The sequence below is a fragment of the Georgenia sp. Z1344 genome (assembly GCF_049856295.1).
Lineage (GTDB): Bacteria > Actinomycetota > Actinomycetes > Actinomycetales > Actinomycetaceae > JB111.
Genome location: NZ_JBNDMZ010000010.1, coordinates 25,591 through 42,921 on the forward strand (window position 1 = coordinate 25,591; position 17,331 = coordinate 42,921).

General features: G+C 73.3%; 21 protein-coding genes. 12 read left to right on the forward strand and 9 right to left on the reverse strand.

All coding sequences use genetic code 11. The annotated features are described in order from the left end of the window. The first annotated feature begins 56 nt into the window (after positions 1-56). The 4 genes from ACPYO6_RS11870 to ACPYO6_RS11885 are packed head-to-tail and all read left to right on the forward strand — an operon-like array spanning position 57 to position 2,425. Positions 57-443, forward strand: coding sequence for an ArsR/SmtB family transcription factor (locus tag ACPYO6_RS11870; RefSeq protein WP_425715016.1), 387 nt, complete (start codon positions 57-59; stop codon positions 441-443). A gap of 24 nt (positions 444-467) precedes the next feature. Next, positions 468-1,394 (forward strand): helix-turn-helix domain-containing protein, encoded by a 927-nt coding sequence (locus ACPYO6_RS11875; protein WP_425715015.1) that lies wholly within the window; start codon positions 468-470, stop codon positions 1,392-1,394. Continuing rightward, entirely contained in the window at positions 1,324-1,749 is a 426-nt protein-coding gene (locus tag ACPYO6_RS11880; RefSeq protein ID WP_425715013.1) for a VOC family protein, read from the forward strand. The genes ACPYO6_RS11875 and ACPYO6_RS11880 overlap by 71 nt, the downstream gene beginning before the upstream one ends. 55 nt (positions 1,750-1,804) lie before the next feature. Next, positions 1,805-2,425, forward strand: a complete 621-nt coding sequence (locus ACPYO6_RS11885) for an SRPBCC domain-containing protein (protein WP_425715012.1) — start codon at positions 1,805-1,807, stop codon at positions 2,423-2,425. A 1-nt stretch (position 2,426) separates the two neighbouring features. Here ACPYO6_RS11885 and glsA read toward each other — a convergent pair whose 3' ends face one another. Then, the gene (gene glsA / locus ACPYO6_RS11890) at positions 2,427-3,707 is read right to left on the reverse strand and encodes a glutaminase A (protein WP_425715011.1); all 1,281 of its coding nucleotides are present in this window, start codon (positions 3,705-3,707) and stop codon (positions 2,427-2,429) included. A gap of 14 nt (positions 3,708-3,721) precedes the next feature. On the opposite strand from glsA, the gene ACPYO6_RS11895 reads away from it, so the two are divergent. The 3 genes from ACPYO6_RS11895 to ACPYO6_RS11905 all read left to right on the forward strand — a co-directional run bounded on the left by ACPYO6_RS11895 (position 3,722) and on the right by ACPYO6_RS11905 (position 5,205). After that, positions 3,722-4,069: a hypothetical protein gene (locus ACPYO6_RS11895; protein WP_425715010.1), complete on the forward strand. Its 348-nt coding sequence runs from the start codon at positions 3,722-3,724 to the stop codon at positions 4,067-4,069. Positions 4,070-4,143: 74 nt separating this feature from the next. Beyond that, complete coding sequence (locus tag ACPYO6_RS11900) at positions 4,144-4,680, forward strand: DUF6506 family protein (RefSeq protein WP_425715009.1); 537 nt, start codon at positions 4,144-4,146, stop codon at positions 4,678-4,680. Between the two features lie 18 nt (positions 4,681-4,698). Next, the gene (locus ACPYO6_RS11905) at positions 4,699-5,205 is read left to right on the forward strand and encodes a hypothetical protein (RefSeq protein WP_425715008.1); all 507 of its coding nucleotides are present in this window, start codon (positions 4,699-4,701) and stop codon (positions 5,203-5,205) included. A gap of 61 nt (positions 5,206-5,266) precedes the next feature. Here the strand turns inward: ACPYO6_RS11905 and ACPYO6_RS11910 are convergent, their stop codons facing one another. Then, complete coding sequence (locus ACPYO6_RS11910; protein WP_425715007.1) at positions 5,267-7,357, reverse strand: PTS mannitol transporter subunit IICBA; 2,091 nt, start codon at positions 7,355-7,357, stop codon at positions 5,267-5,269. Between the two features lie 183 nt (positions 7,358-7,540). Here ACPYO6_RS11910 and ACPYO6_RS11915 point away from each other — a divergent pair, with 183 nt between their 5' ends. Genes ACPYO6_RS11915 through ACPYO6_RS11925 form a run of 3 tightly spaced genes read left to right on the forward strand, consistent with a single transcriptional unit; the run spans position 7,541 to position 10,382 of the window. Beyond that, the gene (locus ACPYO6_RS11915) at positions 7,541-8,599 is read left to right on the forward strand and encodes a zinc-dependent dehydrogenase (RefSeq protein WP_425715006.1); all 1,059 of its coding nucleotides are present in this window, start codon (positions 7,541-7,543) and stop codon (positions 8,597-8,599) included. 56 nt (positions 8,600-8,655) lie between these two features. Next, positions 8,656-9,423, forward strand: a complete 768-nt coding sequence (locus ACPYO6_RS11920; protein WP_425715005.1) for a DeoR/GlpR family DNA-binding transcription regulator — start codon at positions 8,656-8,658, stop codon at positions 9,421-9,423. Continuing rightward, positions 9,420-10,382: a 1-phosphofructokinase family hexose kinase gene (locus ACPYO6_RS11925; protein WP_425715004.1), complete on the forward strand. Its 963-nt coding sequence runs from the start codon at positions 9,420-9,422 to the stop codon at positions 10,380-10,382. Before ACPYO6_RS11920 ends, ACPYO6_RS11925 begins: the two co-directional genes overlap by 4 nt. 36 nt (positions 10,383-10,418) lie before the next feature. Here the strand turns inward: ACPYO6_RS11925 and ACPYO6_RS11930 are convergent, their stop codons facing one another. From ACPYO6_RS11930 to ACPYO6_RS11940, 3 genes are all read right to left on the reverse strand, one after another. Continuing rightward, complete coding sequence (locus ACPYO6_RS11930; RefSeq protein ID WP_425715003.1) at positions 10,419-10,952, reverse strand: putative glycolipid-binding domain-containing protein; 534 nt, start codon at positions 10,950-10,952, stop codon at positions 10,419-10,421. A 140-nt stretch (positions 10,953-11,092) separates the two neighbouring features. Continuing rightward, positions 11,093-11,848, reverse strand: coding sequence for a 3-oxoacyl-ACP reductase FabG (fabG, locus tag ACPYO6_RS11935; protein ID WP_425715002.1), 756 nt, complete (start codon positions 11,846-11,848; stop codon positions 11,093-11,095). Between the two features lie 144 nt (positions 11,849-11,992). Next, on the reverse strand, positions 11,993-12,625 hold the full coding sequence (locus ACPYO6_RS11940) for an ArsR/SmtB family transcription factor (protein WP_425715001.1): 633 nt from the start codon (positions 12,623-12,625) through the stop codon (positions 11,993-11,995). 68 nt (positions 12,626-12,693) lie between these two features. Here ACPYO6_RS11940 and ACPYO6_RS11945 point away from each other — a divergent pair, with 68 nt between their 5' ends. Next, positions 12,694-13,986 (forward strand): MFS transporter, encoded by a 1,293-nt coding sequence (locus tag ACPYO6_RS11945; protein WP_425715000.1) that lies wholly within the window; start codon positions 12,694-12,696, stop codon positions 13,984-13,986. A 116-nt stretch (positions 13,987-14,102) separates the two neighbouring features. Here the strand turns inward: ACPYO6_RS11945 and ACPYO6_RS11950 are convergent, their stop codons facing one another. From ACPYO6_RS11950 to ACPYO6_RS11965, 4 genes are all read right to left on the reverse strand, one after another. After that, the gene (locus ACPYO6_RS11950) at positions 14,103-14,804 is read right to left on the reverse strand and encodes a class I SAM-dependent methyltransferase (RefSeq protein WP_425714998.1); all 702 of its coding nucleotides are present in this window, start codon (positions 14,802-14,804) and stop codon (positions 14,103-14,105) included. Positions 14,805-14,830: 26 nt separating this feature from the next. Beyond that, the gene (locus ACPYO6_RS11955) at positions 14,831-15,400 is read right to left on the reverse strand and encodes a DapH/DapD/GlmU-related protein (protein ID WP_425714997.1); all 570 of its coding nucleotides are present in this window, start codon (positions 15,398-15,400) and stop codon (positions 14,831-14,833) included. A gap of 40 nt (positions 15,401-15,440) precedes the next feature. Then, positions 15,441-16,463 (reverse strand): zinc-dependent alcohol dehydrogenase family protein, encoded by a 1,023-nt coding sequence (locus ACPYO6_RS11960; RefSeq protein ID WP_425714996.1) that lies wholly within the window; start codon positions 16,461-16,463, stop codon positions 15,441-15,443. Positions 16,464-16,553: 90 nt separating this feature from the next. Then, the gene (locus ACPYO6_RS11965) at positions 16,554-16,736 is read right to left on the reverse strand and encodes a hypothetical protein (protein WP_425714995.1); all 183 of its coding nucleotides are present in this window, start codon (positions 16,734-16,736) and stop codon (positions 16,554-16,556) included. A gap of 144 nt (positions 16,737-16,880) precedes the next feature. Between ACPYO6_RS11965 and ACPYO6_RS11970 the strand changes: the two genes are divergently transcribed. Next, positions 16,881-17,330, forward strand: coding sequence for a helix-turn-helix transcriptional regulator (locus tag ACPYO6_RS11970; RefSeq protein ID WP_425714994.1), 450 nt, complete (start codon positions 16,881-16,883; stop codon positions 17,328-17,330). The last annotated feature ends 1 nt before the right edge of the window (position 17,331 follow it).

The following is a 17,331-nucleotide window of genomic DNA, read 5'->3' on the forward strand; positions in this document are numbered from 1 at the left end:
TCGGTGTCGACCCTACCCCCATATCGATGCCTGTCGATCCGTTCTATGCTGATCTCATGACGACACACCCCGACCTCGGCCTCGTGGCGGTCTCCCGCGAGCCGTCGGCGGACGGGTGCTGCGCCCCGGACGCTCCGGCGATGACGGAGTCGACCGCCGCGGAGGTCGCCGCTGTCGCGAAGGCGCTGGCCGATCCCGTCCGCGCCCGCCTCTACGCCCACATCGCTGCGACACCGGGCGCGCGGGTGTGCTCGTGCCACATGCCGGAGCAGCTCGGGGTGGGCCAGTCGACGCTCTCCCACCATCTCGGCCGGCTCGTCGCCGCCGGGCTCGTCGACCGCTCGCAGGCCGGTCGATGGGCGTACTACACGGCGCGGACCGTCCCGCTCGCCGAGGCGATCGTCGCGGCGGCCACACCTCCGACGACGTCGCCGCGCGACTGAGCGGACCGGACCTATCGTGGGGCGATGACCGGTCAGCGACCCGTCTGGGAGTTCGTCCACGCACCGCCGCGGTCCGTGCCCGGCGCCGTCACCGCTGTCGGCTACCGCGCCCACGGTGCTCCCGAGACCGTGCACCGTGGACTTCCGTCCGCCGGTCTCACCTTCATCATCGCCCTCGACGACGGGGTCCGCGCCGCCGCCTCGTCCGAGGAGCTGGCCGCGACCCGGCCGACGCGGATCCTCCTCGGCGGGCTGCACCGCACCGCGAGCCTTGTGGACCAGCGCAGCGACCAGGCGGGCGTCCAGCTGGCCCTGCACCCCCTTGCCGCCCGCTCCGTCCTCGGCGTGCCGGCGGCCGAGCTGAGCGTCACCGACTTCGACGGCACCTCTCTCGTGGGCGCGTGGGGCGACGAGCTCGCCGGTCGGGCGGCGGAGGCGAACGGCTGGCGGGAGGTCTTCGCCCACCTCGTCGGCGCCCTGGCCCGCCGGTACGACGATCGGGCGGCCGTCCGGCCGGAGCTCGCCCACGCGTGGCACCTGCTTCAGCGCACGGGCGGGCGGATCCCGGTGCGCCGGCTCGCGGGCGAGGTCGGGCTCTCGGAGCGGCACCTCTCGACCCTCTTCCGGCGCGAGATCGGTGCCGGCCCGAAGGCGGTCGGCGGGCTCATGCGGTTCGAGCGCGTGGTCGCTGCGATCTCCGCGCAGGTCCGTGAGGGTGGCACCGACCTCGCCCGAGCGGCAGCCGAGACCGGGTACGCCGACCAGGCCCACCTCACCCGGGAGTTCACGCGCCACGCGGGGATCCCGCCGACGGCCTGGATCGACGAGGAGCGCCGAAACATTCAAGCCGGCGGGCACGGCGGAACGGCAGCATCGGACCATGAGCGACAACGAGCAGGCCACCACGACCACCACCGACCCGGCCGTCTGGACCACGCTCCAGGCACGTGACGCGAAGGCCCTCATCGACTTCTTCGTCGACGCCCTCGGCTTCGTGTCGACAGCGACCTACGACGACGGCGACGTCGTCCACCACGCCGAGCTCCGCCGACCCGGCACCGCCGGCGGCATCATGCTCGGCACGTACGACGCCGACAAGCCGTGGGGGCGCGAGCCCGGCTCGGGGACGGCCTACGTGGTCGTCCCCGACGTCGACGCGCTGTACGAGCGCGCCACCGCCCAGGGCGCCACGATCATGCGTCCGCTCGACGACACGGACTACGGGAGCCGCGAGTTCGGCGTCGACGACCTCGAGGGCAACAGCTGGACGTTCGGCACCTACCCCGGGGCCCCGCTTCCCGAGTGACGTTGCGGCGGCCCGTCGGCTTGCGGACGCCCTGCCCGGTTGGCACCGTGGCGGGGTGGACCTCTCGCAGCAGATCGCGGCCGTCGGACGCGTCGTCGAGGCCGGGGACGGCGAGCACTCCGTGGTCCTCACCCAGACGTTCGGCGCGAAGGCCGCCGAGCTCTGGTCCGCCTTCACCGACCCGGCCCGCCTGGCGACGTGGCTCGAACCCGTCGAGGGCGACCTGCGCGAGGGCGGCCGCTACCGGCTGACCGGCAGCGGGACCGAGGGCACGGTCGAGCGGTGCGTGGAGCCCGGCGCGCTCGAGGTCACCTGGGAGTACGCGGGCGACTCGAGCCGGCTCGGCGTGTCGATCGTGCCTTCCGGCGGAGGCACCACGGTGACGCTGCGGCACACGGTGCCCGCCGACGACCACTGGGACGAGTTCGGTCCGGCCGCGACCGGGATCGGCTGGGACGGCGCGTTCCTCGCCCTGGCCCTGTTCCTCGCGGGCGACCCACGCTCCACGCCGGAGGCCATGGGCGAGTTCAGCACGTCGGCCGCCGGCCTGCGGTTCGTCGCGGAGCTGGCGCGCGCCTGGGAGTCCGCGCATCTCGCGACGGGGATCGACCCTGGGTCGGCCGCCGCAGCCGCCGCACGATCCTCCGCGTTCTACCGCGGCGAGTCCGAGGAGTAGGTCAGGACCGCAGGTCGATCTCGCCGACCGAGGGGACCACGCTCACGTCCGCGGCGACGTCGTCGGGGTCGATGATCCCGGGCAGGCCGACGAGCCATGCCTCGTAGCCCTCCGCCCGCAACCGCGCGACGAGGTCACCGAGCATCCGGGCCGCCGTCGCGTCGACCGACGTCGCGGACGTGGTGTCGACGACGACCGACCGGTGCTCCGGCGGGTTGTCCGTCACGACGCGGACCACGGCCTCCACGCTCGAGAAGCGCAGGGGGCCCTGGAGGACGTAGCTCGTCGCGGAGCGCCCGTCGATCAGATCGACGCTGCCGCGGTCCCGGATGACCGAGCGCGTCAGCGGCGGGACGCTCATGAGGTGCAGCCCGAAGTCGTGACTGAGCCGCTCGAAGATCTCCACGCCGCGGGCGCTCGACCCGTGCTCGTCCAACGGCGGGGAGAAGGAGGCGACGCCGAGCTGCCCGGGCAGGGCGCCGATGAGCCCGCCCCCGACCCCGCTCTTGGCCGGGATCCCGACGTCGGTGATCCAGTCGCCCGCGGCGTCGTACATCCCGCAGGCGAGCATGACGGACAGGGTCTGGCGCACGACGTCGACGGGGACGACCTGCTCACCGGTCACCGGGTTGGTGCCGCCGTTGGCGAGGGTGGCGGCCATGACGGACAGGTCGCGCGGGCTCGCACGGATCGCGCACTGGCGCGTGTACCCGCGGACGGCGGCGTGGGCATCGATGGTGAGGATGTCGTAGCCGTAGAGCATGTGGGCGATCGAGAAGTTGCGGTGCGCGGTGTCCATCTCGGAGCCGTGCACCTTCTCGTCCACCTCGAGGCGGCGCCCGGCGAACGCGGAGAGCCCGGCGAGGACCAGCTCGTCCCGTTCCTCGTCGGTGATGCCGGGCTCGCCGACGAGCGCGTGCGTGGCCAGCGCACCTGCGTTGATCATCGGGTTGTACGGGCGCTTGGACACCTCCTCGAGCGTCATCTCGTTGAACGCCTCGCCGGAGGGCTCGACGCCCACCTTCTCCTCGACGGCGGCGATGCCCCGGTCGCGCATCGCGAGGGCGTAGACGAACGGCTTCGAGATCGACTGGATCGAGAGCATCGTGTCGGCGTCGCCCGCCGCGTACGTCACGCCGTCCGTCGTGGTCAGGGCGACGCCGAGCAGCGTCGGGTCGACGTGGGCGAGCTCGGGGATGTAGGTCGCCGGTTCGCCGCGTGCCGGGCCCGTGGCTGTCGCGGCGACGATCTCGTCGAGGTACTCGGAGACCTGGGAACGCATGGCACCATCGTCACATGACCGACCCCTACGCGCCGTCGCCGACCGCCGGCGAGAAGCGCTCGTGGCTCGTGCCGCTGATCATCGGTCTCGCGGCGCTCGCAGCCTTCGGCGGGTTCGCCTGGGGCCACGCCGACGCGACGGCCCTCGGGCTCGACGAGGAGGGCGTGCAGACCGCGGCGATGGTGGTGGCCGGGGCGGCCGCCGTCGGCACCTTCGGGCTCGGCAACCTCGTGGCCACGCTGCTCGGGCGGGAGCCCGGCAAGGAACGGGCGGTGGCGGTCGGTATCGGGCTCTCGGTGCTGCTCCTCGTGGTGGCCGCCGTGCTCTTCCTCGTCGTCCACCCGATGGTCGTCGACCTGTAGCCGGTGCGGTCACGGGCGGCGGACGGTGCACCACCGGCAGGAACACGCGTCGCGCACGCGGTGTTGTCGTACACATGGAACCGACAGCAGTGCTGTACGAAGGAACGCCCGGTGCGCGCCTGAGCACGCCGAGCCTGACGGTCGTGGGGGCGGAGGCCAGCGACGTCGTCACCGAGGCCCTCCGGCTCGCGGGGGAGGGGTGGACCCGGCTCGAGCTGTGCGGGGGGCTCCCCGTCGACGTCGCGTCCGAGGTCCTCGACGCGCTCGCGACGGAGGAGCGCGAGGAACCGGTCCGGGTCGGGCTCAACCGCTACGGGTTCGAGTCCCTCGAGCTCGTCGCCGACTTCAAGCGCGCGTTCGACCGTGGCGAGGCCGCACCGCAGGTCTTCCTCGTGCCGGCCCGGCGGGAGGTCGCCCGCGTCGAGCACGCCGACGTGACGATCATCCCGGTCGGCTCGCTCCGCGAGACCGAGGGCCTCGCCGGCGACCTCGCCGCCACCGGCGTCGGGATGATCGAGCTGTACGGCGGGCTGGGGACCGACCACGCCGCCGCGGTCTGGCGCGGGTCGGGCGGGCGCATCCCCGTGGGCTTCGTCGGGTACGACGACTGAGCGCACGAGGAGGCGGCCATGACTGACGAACCCGGTGTCGGGCCCGCGGGCGGGGACCAGGACGGCCAACCACCCAGGATCGACTCGGACGCGACCGCCTCGGACGCCACCGCCGCCGATCGGCGTGCGGTGGAGACGGCCGAGCGTCGGGAGCGCGCGCGGCGCGAGCACGAGCGCGACATCCGGGTCACGCGTGAGGTGACCGAGCGCAGCGGGCAGCGCAACCGCTACTGGATGGTGGCAGTCCTCGCGGCCCTCACCATCTCGGCGGGGTACTTCGGCTTCACCTGGGGGGAGGTCGACGCCGCCGACGCCGGGGCGGACGAGCGGACGGCCACCGACGCGGGTGCCGTGCTGGCGCTGGCGGCGATGCTCGGCACGCTCGCGGTCGGACTGCTGCTCATGCCCCTGGTGCTGCGCCGGCGAGCCGTGACCACGATCGTGCTCGCCGTGCTCGCCCTCGTGCTCGCGGTGGGTGCCGCTGCGCTCGCGCTGTGGGCGTACCCCGCCGCGCTCGGCGGCTAGCACCCGAACGGCGCGAGTCCCGGTCACGTCGGCACCGGCCGGGCCGCCCCGGACGGGCCGGTCAGACCTGCACCGCACCGAGGACGTCGAGCACCTCCTCGGGTGAGCCGGCCGCGCGCAGCCGGTCGACCTCGGCCTCGTCGAGGAAGACCTGCGAGAGCCGGGAGAGCACCTGCAGGTGGTCGTCGCCGCTTCCTGCAATGGCGACGACGAACTCGGCCCGCTGCCCGCCCCAGTCGAGACCCTCGGCGTAGCGGACGAAGGACAACGAGGTGCGGCGGACGAGGCCCCGGGCGTCGTCGGTCCCGTGCGGGATCGCGAGCCCGTTGCCGACGAGGGTGGAGACCGAGCTCTCGCGCTCGTGCATCGCGGCCACGTACTCCTCGGGGACGGCGCCCGCGGCGACCAACAGTCGTCCTGCCTCGTCGATCGCGTCGTCGCGGGTGCGTGCGGTGCCGTCGAGGACGATCGACTCCGGCGCGAGCAGGCCGTGCCTCGGTGGCGCGGCGGTCGCGACCGCAGCGGCGCCGTTCTCGCTGCCGACCGGGGTGGCGGCCTGGGTGCCGGCTCCGCCCGGGGTGGCGCCCCCGCCGGCAGCTGCGGAGCCGTGCGCCGCCCCCGTCGTGCCGTCCGTCTGCTCCTGGAGCAGGGCGACGACGTCGTCGTACCGCGGGCTGGCGAGGAAGTCGTCGACGGAGACGTGGACGGCCGACGGCGTGCGCCCGCGGGCACGCTCGGTGAGGTCCTGGTGCGTGACGACGAGGTCGACGTCGTCGGTGAGGCTCGAGATCGCCCGGTTGACCACGGTGACGTCGGTGAAGCCTGCCGCGTGCACCTTCTTGCGCAGCACCGAGGCGCCCATCGCGGACGAGCCCATGCCGGCGTCGCACGCGAAGACGATCGTGCGGATCGGACCCGACCGGTCCCCGCCGGCGACGAGGGTGGAGGCGATCGAGCTGCGCCCCTTCATCGCCTCCATGTCGGCCGTGGCCCCGGCGAGGTCCTCGGAGCCCGACCGCCCCGTCCGCAGCAGGACGCCGGCGACCACGAAGGTGACGGCCGCCGACAGGACGACGGACAGCGTGACTCCGACGAGGCTGCCGGCGGGCGACTGCAGGAGCACCGCGATGATCGAGCCCGGCGCGGCCGGTGCGCGCAGCCCGGAGTCGAGCAGCAGGTTGGTCGCCACGCCGGTCATGCCGCCGGCGATCATCGCGACGATGAGCACGGGCTTCATCAGCACGTACGGGAAGTAGATCTCGTGGATGCCACCGACGAACTGGATGAGCGCGGCGCCCGGCGCGGACGCCTTCGCCATGCCCGTGCCGAACACGGTGAACGCGAGGAGCAGCCCGAGACCGGGGCCGGGGTTCGCCTCGATGAGGAAGAGGATCGACTGTCCCTCCGACGCGGCCTCGGCCGTCCCGAGCGGGGTGAAGACGCCGTGGTTGATCGCGTTGTTGAGGAAGAGGACCTTCGCGGGCTCGACGAGCACGGACGTCAGCGGCAGGACGCTGTTGTCCACGAGGAGGTCGACCACCCGCTCGGCCGCGCTCGAGAACGCGGAGACGAACGGCCCGGCGGCGAGGAACCCGACCACGGCGAGGACCATGCCCCAGATGCCGGCGGCGAAGTTGTTGACGAGCATCTCGAAGCCGGGACGGATCCGGTCGGCCCACAGCGCGTCGAGCTTCTTCATCGACCAGCCGCCGAGCGGGCCCATGACCATCGCGCCGAGGAACATCGGGACGTCGGCGCCGGCGATCGCGCCCATCGTGGCGATCGCGCCGACCACGCCGCCCCGGGCCGTGTCGCCGTACATCATCCGGCCGCCCGTGTAGCCGATGAGGATCGGCAGCAGGTAGGTGATGGTCGGCCCGACGATCCCGCCGCCCTCGGCGCCGGCACCCCAGCCGCCGAAGTGCTCGACGAACCCGTAGCCGCCCTCGTACCCGAGGACGCGGTCGCCGACGAGGGTGATCCACCCGGCCTCGATGAACAGGGCGGTGATGAGCCCCCACGCGATGAACGCGCCGATGTTGGGCATCACCATGTTCGACAGCGCCGTGCCGAACCGCTGCACGGCCACCCGGGCGCCCCGCCGGGGGCGGGCGTCCTCCAGGGCCGGCCTCGCGTCAGTGGGTGCGGACATCTCTCCTCCTCGAGATCGACGCCGGCCGCCGTCGGCCGACGCTCTGCCACGCGGCAATGTGACGATGAAACCACACGAACCCAACTGAAGCCAAGTAAACAACGCTGGCAGAATCTGTGAGCATGTGGCTATGCTGGGTGCTGGCGGCCGGAACCGGCGCCGACGGTCGACCGAGGAGGACCGATGAAGGCCCTGCGCTTCTACGCACCCGAGGACGTCCGGCTCGAGGACGTGCCGGAGCCGACGTGCGGACCCGACGAGGTGAGGATCCGCGTGCGGAACTGCTCGACGTGCGGCACCGACGTCAAGATCTTCCACAACGGGCACCAGAACCTCAGCCCCCCGCGGACCACCGGGCACGAGATCGCCGGCGAGATCGTCGAGGTCGGCGCCGACGCGGTCACTCCGGACGACCGGCCGTGGCAGGTCGGCGACCGCGTGCAGGTGATCGCCGCCGTGCCGTGCGGCCGGTGCCACGAGTGCCTGCGCGGCTGGATGGCCGTGTGCCAGAACCAGACCTCGGTCGGCTACCAGTACGAGGGCGGGTTCGCCGAGTACATGGTCGTGCCGCGCGAGGTCCTCGCCGTGCACGGTCTCAATCGGGTCCCCGACGGCATCGGGCTCGACGAGGCGTCCGTGGCCGAGCCGCTCGCCTGCGTCATCAACGCCCAGGAGCTCCTCGGGATCGAGGAGGGGGACACGGTCGTCGTGTTCGGCGCCGGCCCGATCGGCTGCCTCCACGTCCGCGTCGCCCGCGGCGTGCACGGCGCCGGCCAGGTCCACCTCGTCGACGTCAACGCCGATCGGCTGGCGATGTCCGCGGCCGCCGCCCGCCCGGACGGGACGATCGACGCCTCCCAGGTCGACGTCGTCGAGCGGGTGCTCGAGCTGACCGGCGGCCGCGGGGCCGACGTCGTCATCACGGCGACGGCGGCGAAGGTCGCCCAGGAGCAGGCCGTCGCGATGGCCGCCCGCAACGGGCGCATCTCCTTCTTCGGCGGCCTGCCGAAGAACGACCCGGTCATCGCCCTCGACTCCAACGTCGTGCACTACCGCCAGCTCCACATCCACGGCGCGAACGGGTCCGCCCCCGAGCACAACCGGCGGGCCCTCGAGCACATCGCCTCCGGGCGCGTCCCGGTCGCCGACCTCATCACCCACCGCGTGCCGCTGGGCGACGTGCTCCATGCGTTCGACCTCGTGCGCACCGGGGCCGGGATCAAGGTGACCGTCGAGCCGTGAGCGCCCGCCGCGCATAGCATCGGCATCGGCCCGTCGGGTCGCGAGGGAGGAGCACGGTGTACGCAGAGGAACGGCAGCAGGCCGCCGCGAGGCTCGTCCTCACGCGCGGCCGCGTCTCCGTCACGGAGCTCGCCGAGGAGTTCGACGTGACGAGCGAGACGGTGCGGCGCGACCTCGGCGTGCTCGAGCGGATGCGGCTCGTGCGCCGGGTGCACGGCGGCGCCGTGCCCGCCGCGTCCCTCTCGGCGATCGAGTCCGGGCTCGACGAGCGCGACGTCACGCGGTCGAGGGAGAAGGAGCGGATCGCGCTCGCGGCGCAGCGCTTCCTGCCGGACGACGGCGGCACGGTGGTGATCGACGCCGGGAGCACGACCGGACGCTTCGTCACTCTCATCGGCCCTGGCGCGACGTTCGTCGCCTTCACCCACGCGCTGCCGATCGCCGCCGGCCTCGCGCTCCTGCCCGAGGTCGACCTCCACCTGCTCCCCGGACGGGTCCGGCACACCACGCAGGCCGCCGTCGGCTCGCCCACGACCGAGGCCCTCGACCGGGTCCGCGTCGACGTCGCGTTCCTCGGGACGAACGGGATCAGCGCCGAGCACGGCCTGTCCACCCCCGACCCGGAGGAGGCGGCGGTCAAGGCGGCCCTCGTCCGGGCGGCGCGCGTCGTCGTCGTGCTCGCGGACTCCTCGAAGTTCGCCCGCGACGCGACGGTGAGCTTCGCCGACCTCGCCGACGTCGACGCGATCGTCACGGACGCGGCGGACGTGCCCCTCCCGCGCGCCCTCCTCGAGGACCTCGGGATCGAGCTCGTGGTCGCATGATCGTCACCCTGACGGCGAACCCGTCGACCGACCGGACGGTGGTCCTCGGCGGCCGGCTCGTCCGCGGCGGGGTCGCCCGCTCGACCGGGGCGAGCGCCCAGGCCGGGGGCAAGGGCGTCAACATCTCGCGCGCCGCGGTCGCCGCCGGCGTCCCCACTCTCGCCGTCCTCCCCGCCGACGAGGGATTCGCCCACGAGCTCGCCGCCGCGGGGATCGAGTGCCGCACCCGGCAGCCGGCCGGCCCGGTCCGGGTCAACCTCACGATCACGGAACCGGACGGCACGACGACGAAGATCAACCACCCCGGCCCGGTCGCGGACAGTCGTCTGCTCGACGGGCTGCGCGACGACGTCGTCTCCCTCGCGGCCGGCGCCGACTGGGTGGTCCTCGCGGGCTCGCTCCCGCCGGGCGCGCCGGACGGCTGGTACGCGGAGATCGTCGTCGACCTGCGGGGGGCCGGCGCGCGGATCGCCGTCGACACCAGCGGGGCACCCCTGGCGGCGCTCGCGGCGGCGCTGCCCGCGGCGGCGCCGGACCTCATGAAGCCCAACGGCGAGGAGCTGGCGAGCCTGACCGGCGCCGAGCCCGAGCGCCTGGAGCGGGACCACCGGGCCGCCGCGGACGCCGCCCTCGAGCTCGTCGCCCGAGGGGTCGGCGCGGTGCTCGTCACGCTCGGCGCCGGGGGAGCGGTGCTCGCCACGTCGGACGGGGCGTGGCATGCCCCGGCCCCGGTCACCGAGGTCGTCAGCACCGTGGGCGCCGGCGACTCCAGCCTGTTCGGCTACCTGCTCGCGAGCGAACGAGGCCTGGCGCCCGAGGAACGGCTCGCCCACGCGGTCGCCTACGGGAGCGCCGCCGCGGGACTCCCGGGCACCACCATCCCGCGCCCGGCCGACGTGGAGCCAGGTCGCGTCCGGCCCGTCCGGGTCGCGGCCGCCCGGCCCGCACCGACCGCCTGATCCGGGCAGGGGGGCGCCGGCCCGTGCGGGTCGGCCTCAGTCCCGCTCGACGGCGAACAGCCCGGGATAGCCGACGACCAGTCCGTCGTCGTCGACCGTGATCTCGCGGGAGAAGTCGGAGTCCATCGACTCGTAGAGGTAGAGGTGCGTGTCGAGGCGCGTGTAGCGCTGGGGGTCGGTCGTCACCTCGAGGGACGGGGTGTCGACGTAGGCGCAGACGATCTCCGCGGAGGCGCCGAGGTCGAGGTCGAGCCGGCGGATCGGCAGGGTGTTCGTGAACGGGCTGAACGACAGGTCGATGTCGAACGCGTCCGAGAGGTCGTCCCGGTCCTGGCCGTCGACGCTCCAGAGGCCCGTGGGTGAGCGATGGACCGACAGGGCGCGGCCGTCGCCGGAGCCCACCGTGAGGTGGAGGAAGTCCCAGTCGTGGGTGAGGGTCGCCCGGTAGGAGTACCGCTCCTCCCCGGCCGCGACCACGCCGATGGCGACGAGGCTCGCCGCCTGGTGGAGCTCGAGGTCCTCGTGCCCCTCGATGTCGAGGCGGTTCCACCTGCGGGTCGACGACTGCATGACGATCCTCCGGACGACGGGGGCGGTCGGGCCTCGACGAGGATCGCGCCGGACGACGCGGTCGTGCAACTCGGGCTGCGTCGTGCGGCCCGGGGTCATGGGGATCGCCCGGGCCGCTGTCGCGCAGGCCCTGCGCGCGGTCAGAGGATCGCGTCGGGCTCCTCGGGAAGGATCTGACCGCCGTCGACGATGATCGTCTGACCCGTGATGTACGCGGCCTCGTCGGAGGCGAGGAACACTGCCGCGGCCCCGATGTCCTTCGGGTCGCCGAGCCGGTGCATGGGGATCGAGCGCGACATCGCGGCGAGGTACTCCTCGCCCTGGGCCTTGAGCCCCTCGGACAGGACGTTGCCCGGCAGGACGGCGTTGACCGTGATGCCGTCCTTCGCGTACTCGAGCGCCGCGCTCCGCATGAAGCCCTGCTGGCCGGCCTTGCTCGCGCCGTAGTGCGCCCAGCCCGGGTAGCCGGTGATCGACCCGGTGATCGAGGAGGTGATGACGAGGCGGCCGTGGCCCTGGGTGCGCATCTGGGCGAGGGCCGGCTGCGTGGCGAGGAACGTGCCCTTGAGGTTGACCGAGTGCATGGTGTCCCACTGCTCCTCGGTCATGTCGGCGATCGACGCCTGCGGGAAGATCCCCGTGTTCGAGCAGAAGATGTCGAGCCGGCCGTGCTGCTCGACCACCCGGTTGACGAGCGCGCGGCACTTCTCGGCGTCGGTGACGTCGACGTGCTCGGCGCTCGCGCCGATCTCCTCGGCCGTCGCGCGGGCCTTCGCGTCGTCGATGTCGGCCACGACGACCGTGGCCCCGGCCTCGACGAGCCGCTCGGCGATGCCGCGTCCGATCCCGGAGGCACCCCCGGTGACGATCGCGATCTTGTCGGTGAGCGTGAACATGGCGGACCTCCGGTCGTCGAGCGGGTCGAGAGTGCTGTCGCCCTCTCAACCTATCGACGACCGACGTCGTCGCCCAGGCCCTTGGTCGCAGGCGCGGGGCGGGTGGCCGGGTGGCCGGGTGGCCGTGCTGTACGGGGAACGCCCTCAGTCCTCGGGCAGCGGGAACACGTCGAGGTAGACGCGGACCCGGCGGGTCTCGGCGTCGTTGCCCTGTGCCTCCGCGTTCTCCCGTCGGTCCTTCGCCGCCGTGACGTGCTCGTGGAGCACGGTCATGAGCGCGTCGCGCAGGTCGCGCATCTCGTCGAGGGTGAGCGAGGAGGTGATGGTCGAGTTCGTGGTCGCCGTCTGCCACGGCAGGGGCTCCGACTCGCTGCGCGCGTACCAGTCGGCGAGCTGGCGGGCGCGTCCCGCGACCTGGTTGCTCAGCACCGCCTCGACAGCGGGTCTCGTGCCGGCGTCCTGCGCGAGCTCGAACCCGTCCATCCGGAACCCGACCGACCTCCACCAGCGCTCGCGGCCGCTGCCCCGGCCCGGGTCCTCGGTGACGAACCCGTGCCGCTCGAGCTGGCGGAGGTGGTAGCTGGTCTGCCCGGTGCTCTCGCCGGTGTGCCGGGCGAGCATCGTCGCCGTCGCCGCCTCGTGATCGACGAGGTAGTCGTACATCGCCATCCGCAGGGGGTGGGCGAAGGCCTTCATCGCGCGCGCGTCGATCGCGGGGGCGAAGAACTCGGGCTCGTCGGGGTCGCGGGAGTCCGTCGGGGGGTTGTGCGTCGCCATATGCAGAGATACCTTTGCAGAGAGAACTTTGCATTGATCCTTCTGCACCGACTCTAGGGGAGACCGCCATGACCACGCCCACCGCACCCACGTCCGGTGTCGAGGACGCCCCGACCGTCCGGGAACCCCTCGGCCGGCGATTCGGCGTCCACCTCACGGGCGTCGGCTTCGCCAACCTGGCCGACGGGTTCGTCCTCGTCGGTGTCCCGCTCGTCGCCGTCACCCTCACGCGCTCGCCGGGGCAGATCTCGCTCATCCAGGCGGCGTTCTGGCTCCCGTGGCTGCTGCTCGGCATCGTCGCGGGAGTGGTCGTCGACCGGATGGACCGCCGGCACGTCCAGCTCCTCGGCATGGTCGTCCGCGTGGCCGTCATGGCAGGGCTGGCCGCGCTGGCCGCCACCGACCGGCTGACGATGCCCGTACTGATCGCCGGGGTCGGGCTCTACGGCGTCACCCAGGTCTTCGTCGACCTGGCCGGGTCCTCGATCGTCCCGCAGCTCGTCCCGCGCTCGCGGCTGTCCGCCGCCAACGGGCGCGTGATGGGGCTCGAGCAGGTCGGCACCAACTTTCTCGGTGCCCCGCTCGCCGGGCTCCTCGTCGCGATCGGCAGCGGATGGGTGTTCGGCGTACCGGCCGCGCTCGGCGTCGCCTTCCTCCTCGTCATCGGCCTCGGCATGCGCGGCAGCTACCGGGCGCAGCGGTCCGAGCCTGCCGCGACGAGGCTCCAGGAGGTGCTCGAGGGCATGCGGTTCCAGGTCCGCCACCCCGTGCTCCGGCCGCTGCTCATCGGCAACTCTCTCCTCAACTTCGCCAACACCGCCTACTTCTCGGTCGTCGTGCTGTGGGCGGTGGGTGAGGAGTCGCGGGTCGGGCTCGAGCCGGAGCAGTACGCGCTGCTCGGTGCGCTCCTCGCCGTCGGCGCCGTCCTCGGCGCGATGCTCGCCGAGCGGCTCGTGGCCCGGCTGCGGGAGGTGCCGCTTCTCGTCGGCAGCTGGCTCGTGTGCTTCTCGCTGCTCATCGTCCCGGTGATCGCCCCCAACCCCTGGGCCATGGCCGGCGCTCTCACGCTCATCGGGATGACCAACATGATCGGCAACGTGGTGTCGCGGACGATGCGCCAGCGGCTCGTCCCGCGCGACAAGCTCGGACGGGTCGGCGGCGCCGGCGGCATGATCGGGTACGGACTCATGCCCCTCGGGGCGCTGACCGCGGGCCTGGTCGGCGAGCTGTGGGGGCTGCCGACGGTGTTCGTCGGAGCCGTCGTGGTCTGCCTCGCCACGGTCGCCTACGTGGCCACCCGGATCAGCACCCGGCTCGTCACCGAGCACGAGATCGAGCACGACGACGCCGCCGCGGCGTGACCGTGCGCCGCTCGCGAGGCGGCGGCGCGGGGCGGCGGTGGCCACGCCGGCGGCGCGGGTCGGGCCGGCCGACCGGTGGTACGGCATCGGTGATGCGGGTCGGTGCCGGACGGGGACTACCGGCGGCGCAGCAGCAGGACTCCGTCCTCGAGCTCCGCGGGCTCGCCGTCCGGAGAGGTGGCGGCCCGGGTCCTCGTCTCGGCGAGCACGACCTCCCATTCGTCGCCGAGATCGAGCTCCGCGAGCTCCTCCGCGGGCGACGGCATGTCGTGGAGGTGCCCCTCCGGACCCGCCCACGGGGGAGGGGCCGCGTGGGTGACGGCGAGCAGGTGCCCGCCGGGTGCGACGGCGTCGGCCACCCGCCGCAGGATCTGCGTCCGGGGGAGCTCGACGCTCGAGTGGAGGAAGCTCGCGGTGACGAGGTCGTACGGCCCTTCCGGGGTCCACGTGGCGAGGTCCGCGACGTCGAACCGCACCGCGTCCTCGTCCAGCCCGAGCTCGCTCGCCGCGGCTCTCGCGCGACCCACGGCGACGGACGAGATGTCGACCCCGGTCGTGCGCCAGCCCTGCCGGGCCAGCCAGATCGCGTCGGCGCCCTCCCCGCAGCCGAGGTCGAGGGCGTTGCCGCGCGGCAGGTCGGCGGCGACGTCCGCCGTCGTCGCGTTGGGCCGGCCCGACCACATCCGCTCGGACTCCCCGTAGCGGCCCTCCCAGTACGCCGTCGGGTCCTGGTCCGGATCGACGCTCGCGTGGCCGCCGGGTGCGGCGTCGTCGTGCGCGTGGTCGTGCCCGTGCGGGCGCGGGGAGGGCGCGGTCATGCCGGGGACGCTACCGGTGCGCCGGGTCAGCCCGTCACGTGCCGCACGACCCGGGCGGGTGAGCCCACGACCACGGCGCCGGCCGGGACGTCGCGGGTGACCACGGAGGCCGCGCCGACCACGGCGTCGTCGCCGATCGTCACGCCCGGGAGGATCGTCGCGCGCGACCCGATCCACACGTTGGTCCCGATGACGACCGGGGCCGGCTTCATGTCGCCCCGGCGGGCCGGGTCGAGGTCGTGGTTGAGCGTCGCGATGATCGTGTCGTGGCCGATGAGGCAGTCGTCGCCGATGGTGATGCCGCCCTGGTCCTGGAACCGGCAGCCGGCGTTGATGAACACCCGCCGGCCGAGCCGGATGTTCCGACCGAAGTCGGTGCTGAACGGCGGGAACATCTGGACCGACGCGTCGACCGGGCGTCCCGTGAGCTCGGTGAGGAGCTCGCGGACCCGGTCCGGGGCGTTGTACCGGCCGTTGAGCTCGGCCGTGATCCGCAGCGCCGCCTGGCTCGCGGCGTGCATCGCCTCGTGCAGCGGCGAGTCGGACGGGATCGTGCGGCCGGAGTCGAGCTCGGCCAGGAGAGCGTCGAGGCTCATGCGGGGTCCTGTCGTCGAGGGGCGGCGGGCTGGCGCCGGCTCAGAACGTGAGCATGGCCTTGATCGCGCGGCGCTCGTCCATCGCACGGTAGCCCTCGGCCGCCTGGTCGAGCGGCAGGGTGAGGTCGAAGACCACGCCCGGGTCGATCTCGTCGGACATCACGAGGTCGACCAGCTCGGGCAGGTAGCGGCGCACGGGCGCCGGGCCGCCGTGGAGGTGGACGCCGGACAGGAACAGGGCGGCGCCGTCGAGCTCGACGCCGTGGCTCACGCCGACATAGCCGACGTGACCGCCCGGCCGGGTCGAGCTGATGGCCTGCATCATCGACTCCTGCGTGCCGACCGCCTCGATCGTCGAGTGCGCGCCGTAGCCGCCGGTGAGCTCCTTGACGCGTGCGACGCCGTCCTCGCCCCGTTCCTCGACGACGTCCGTGGCGCCGAGCCGCGTGGCGAGCGCCTGCCGGTCGGCGTGGCGGGACATCGCGATGATCCGCTCGGCGCCGAACCGCCTCGCGGCGAGGATCCCGAGGAGCCCGACGGCGCCGTCGCCGACGACCGCGACGGTCGTCCCCGGCCCGACGGCGGCCGCGTCGGCGGCGAACCAGCCGGTGCCCAGCACGTCGGAGGCCGCGAGCAGGCCGCGGGTCTGCGCCTCGGTGGGGGTGCCGGGGATCGTGACGAGTGTGCCGTCGGCGTGCGGGATCCGGGCGAGCTCGGACTGGGTGCCGATCGAGGCCATGAAGACGTGCTCGATGCAGCGCGACTGGTAGCCGGCGGCGCAGATCTCGCACGTGTTGTCCGACGCGACGAACGAGCCGACGACCCGGTCGCCGACGGCGAGGTCACGTACGTCCGCCCCGATCTCCTCGACGACGCCGACGTACTCGTGCCCCATCCGGGTCGGCCCGCCGATCTCCTCGAGCCCTCGGTAGGGCCACAGGTCCGAGCCGCACACGCAGGCGGCGGTGACGCGGATGATCGCGTCGGTGGGGTCGACGATCTCGGGGTCGTCGACCGTGTCGACCCGGACGTCACCGGGGGCGTGGAGGACGACGGCGCGCATGCTGGCTCCTTCGGTCGGGGGAGGTGGAGGTCGCCCGAGTGCAACCTCGGTCGTTGCCGAGCGGGACCGCGTGCGGGAGGGACCCTGTGCTCACTCGTCGCGGCGGGCGAGCGCCCGGCGGATCAGGACATAGATGACGAGTGCGATGACCGCGACGACGACGAGCCGCGCGAGGAAGGCGATGGCCTGGAAGACGAAGCCCACCAGCCACCACGCCACGACCACGGCGCCGATGACGATGAGCACCGTGGCGAGCGTGCTCCGTCCCTGCATGGCACCAGTCTCGCATTCGCGGGAGGAGACCGCGAGGGTCGGTGCAGCGGGTGCAGCGGATGCAGCGGGTGCAGCCCGTGCGTCAGGTGCCGGGCCGCTCCCGCCGTCGGACGCGGGTCGACGCGACGTGCCACCATGCCGGGCATGGCCACGGTGACGCGGGAGGAGCAGCGCCTGCGGGACATCGTCGCCATGCGCCGGGTGCGCGACCGCATCGACCGTGAGTACGCCCGCCCCCTCGACCTGGAGGCGCTCGCGCGTGGCGCTCACATGTCGGCGGGCCATCTCAGCCGCGAGTTCCGCCGCATCTTCGGCGAGCCGCCGTACTCCTACCTCATGACACGCCGGATCGAACGCGCGATGACGCTGCTCCGGCGCGGCGACCGCAGCGTCACCGAGGTGTGCTTCGAGGTCGGCTTCACCTCGCTGGGCACCTTCAGCACGCGGTTCACCGAGCTGGTCGGGGTGCCGCCGAGCGTGTACCGGAAGGACCACGGCGCGGCCGGCGCCGGGATCCTGCCGTGCCTCGCGCGGCAGGTCATGCGACCGATCAGGAATCGAGAAGCGAGCACCGAGATCGCGCCCCTAGCGTGAC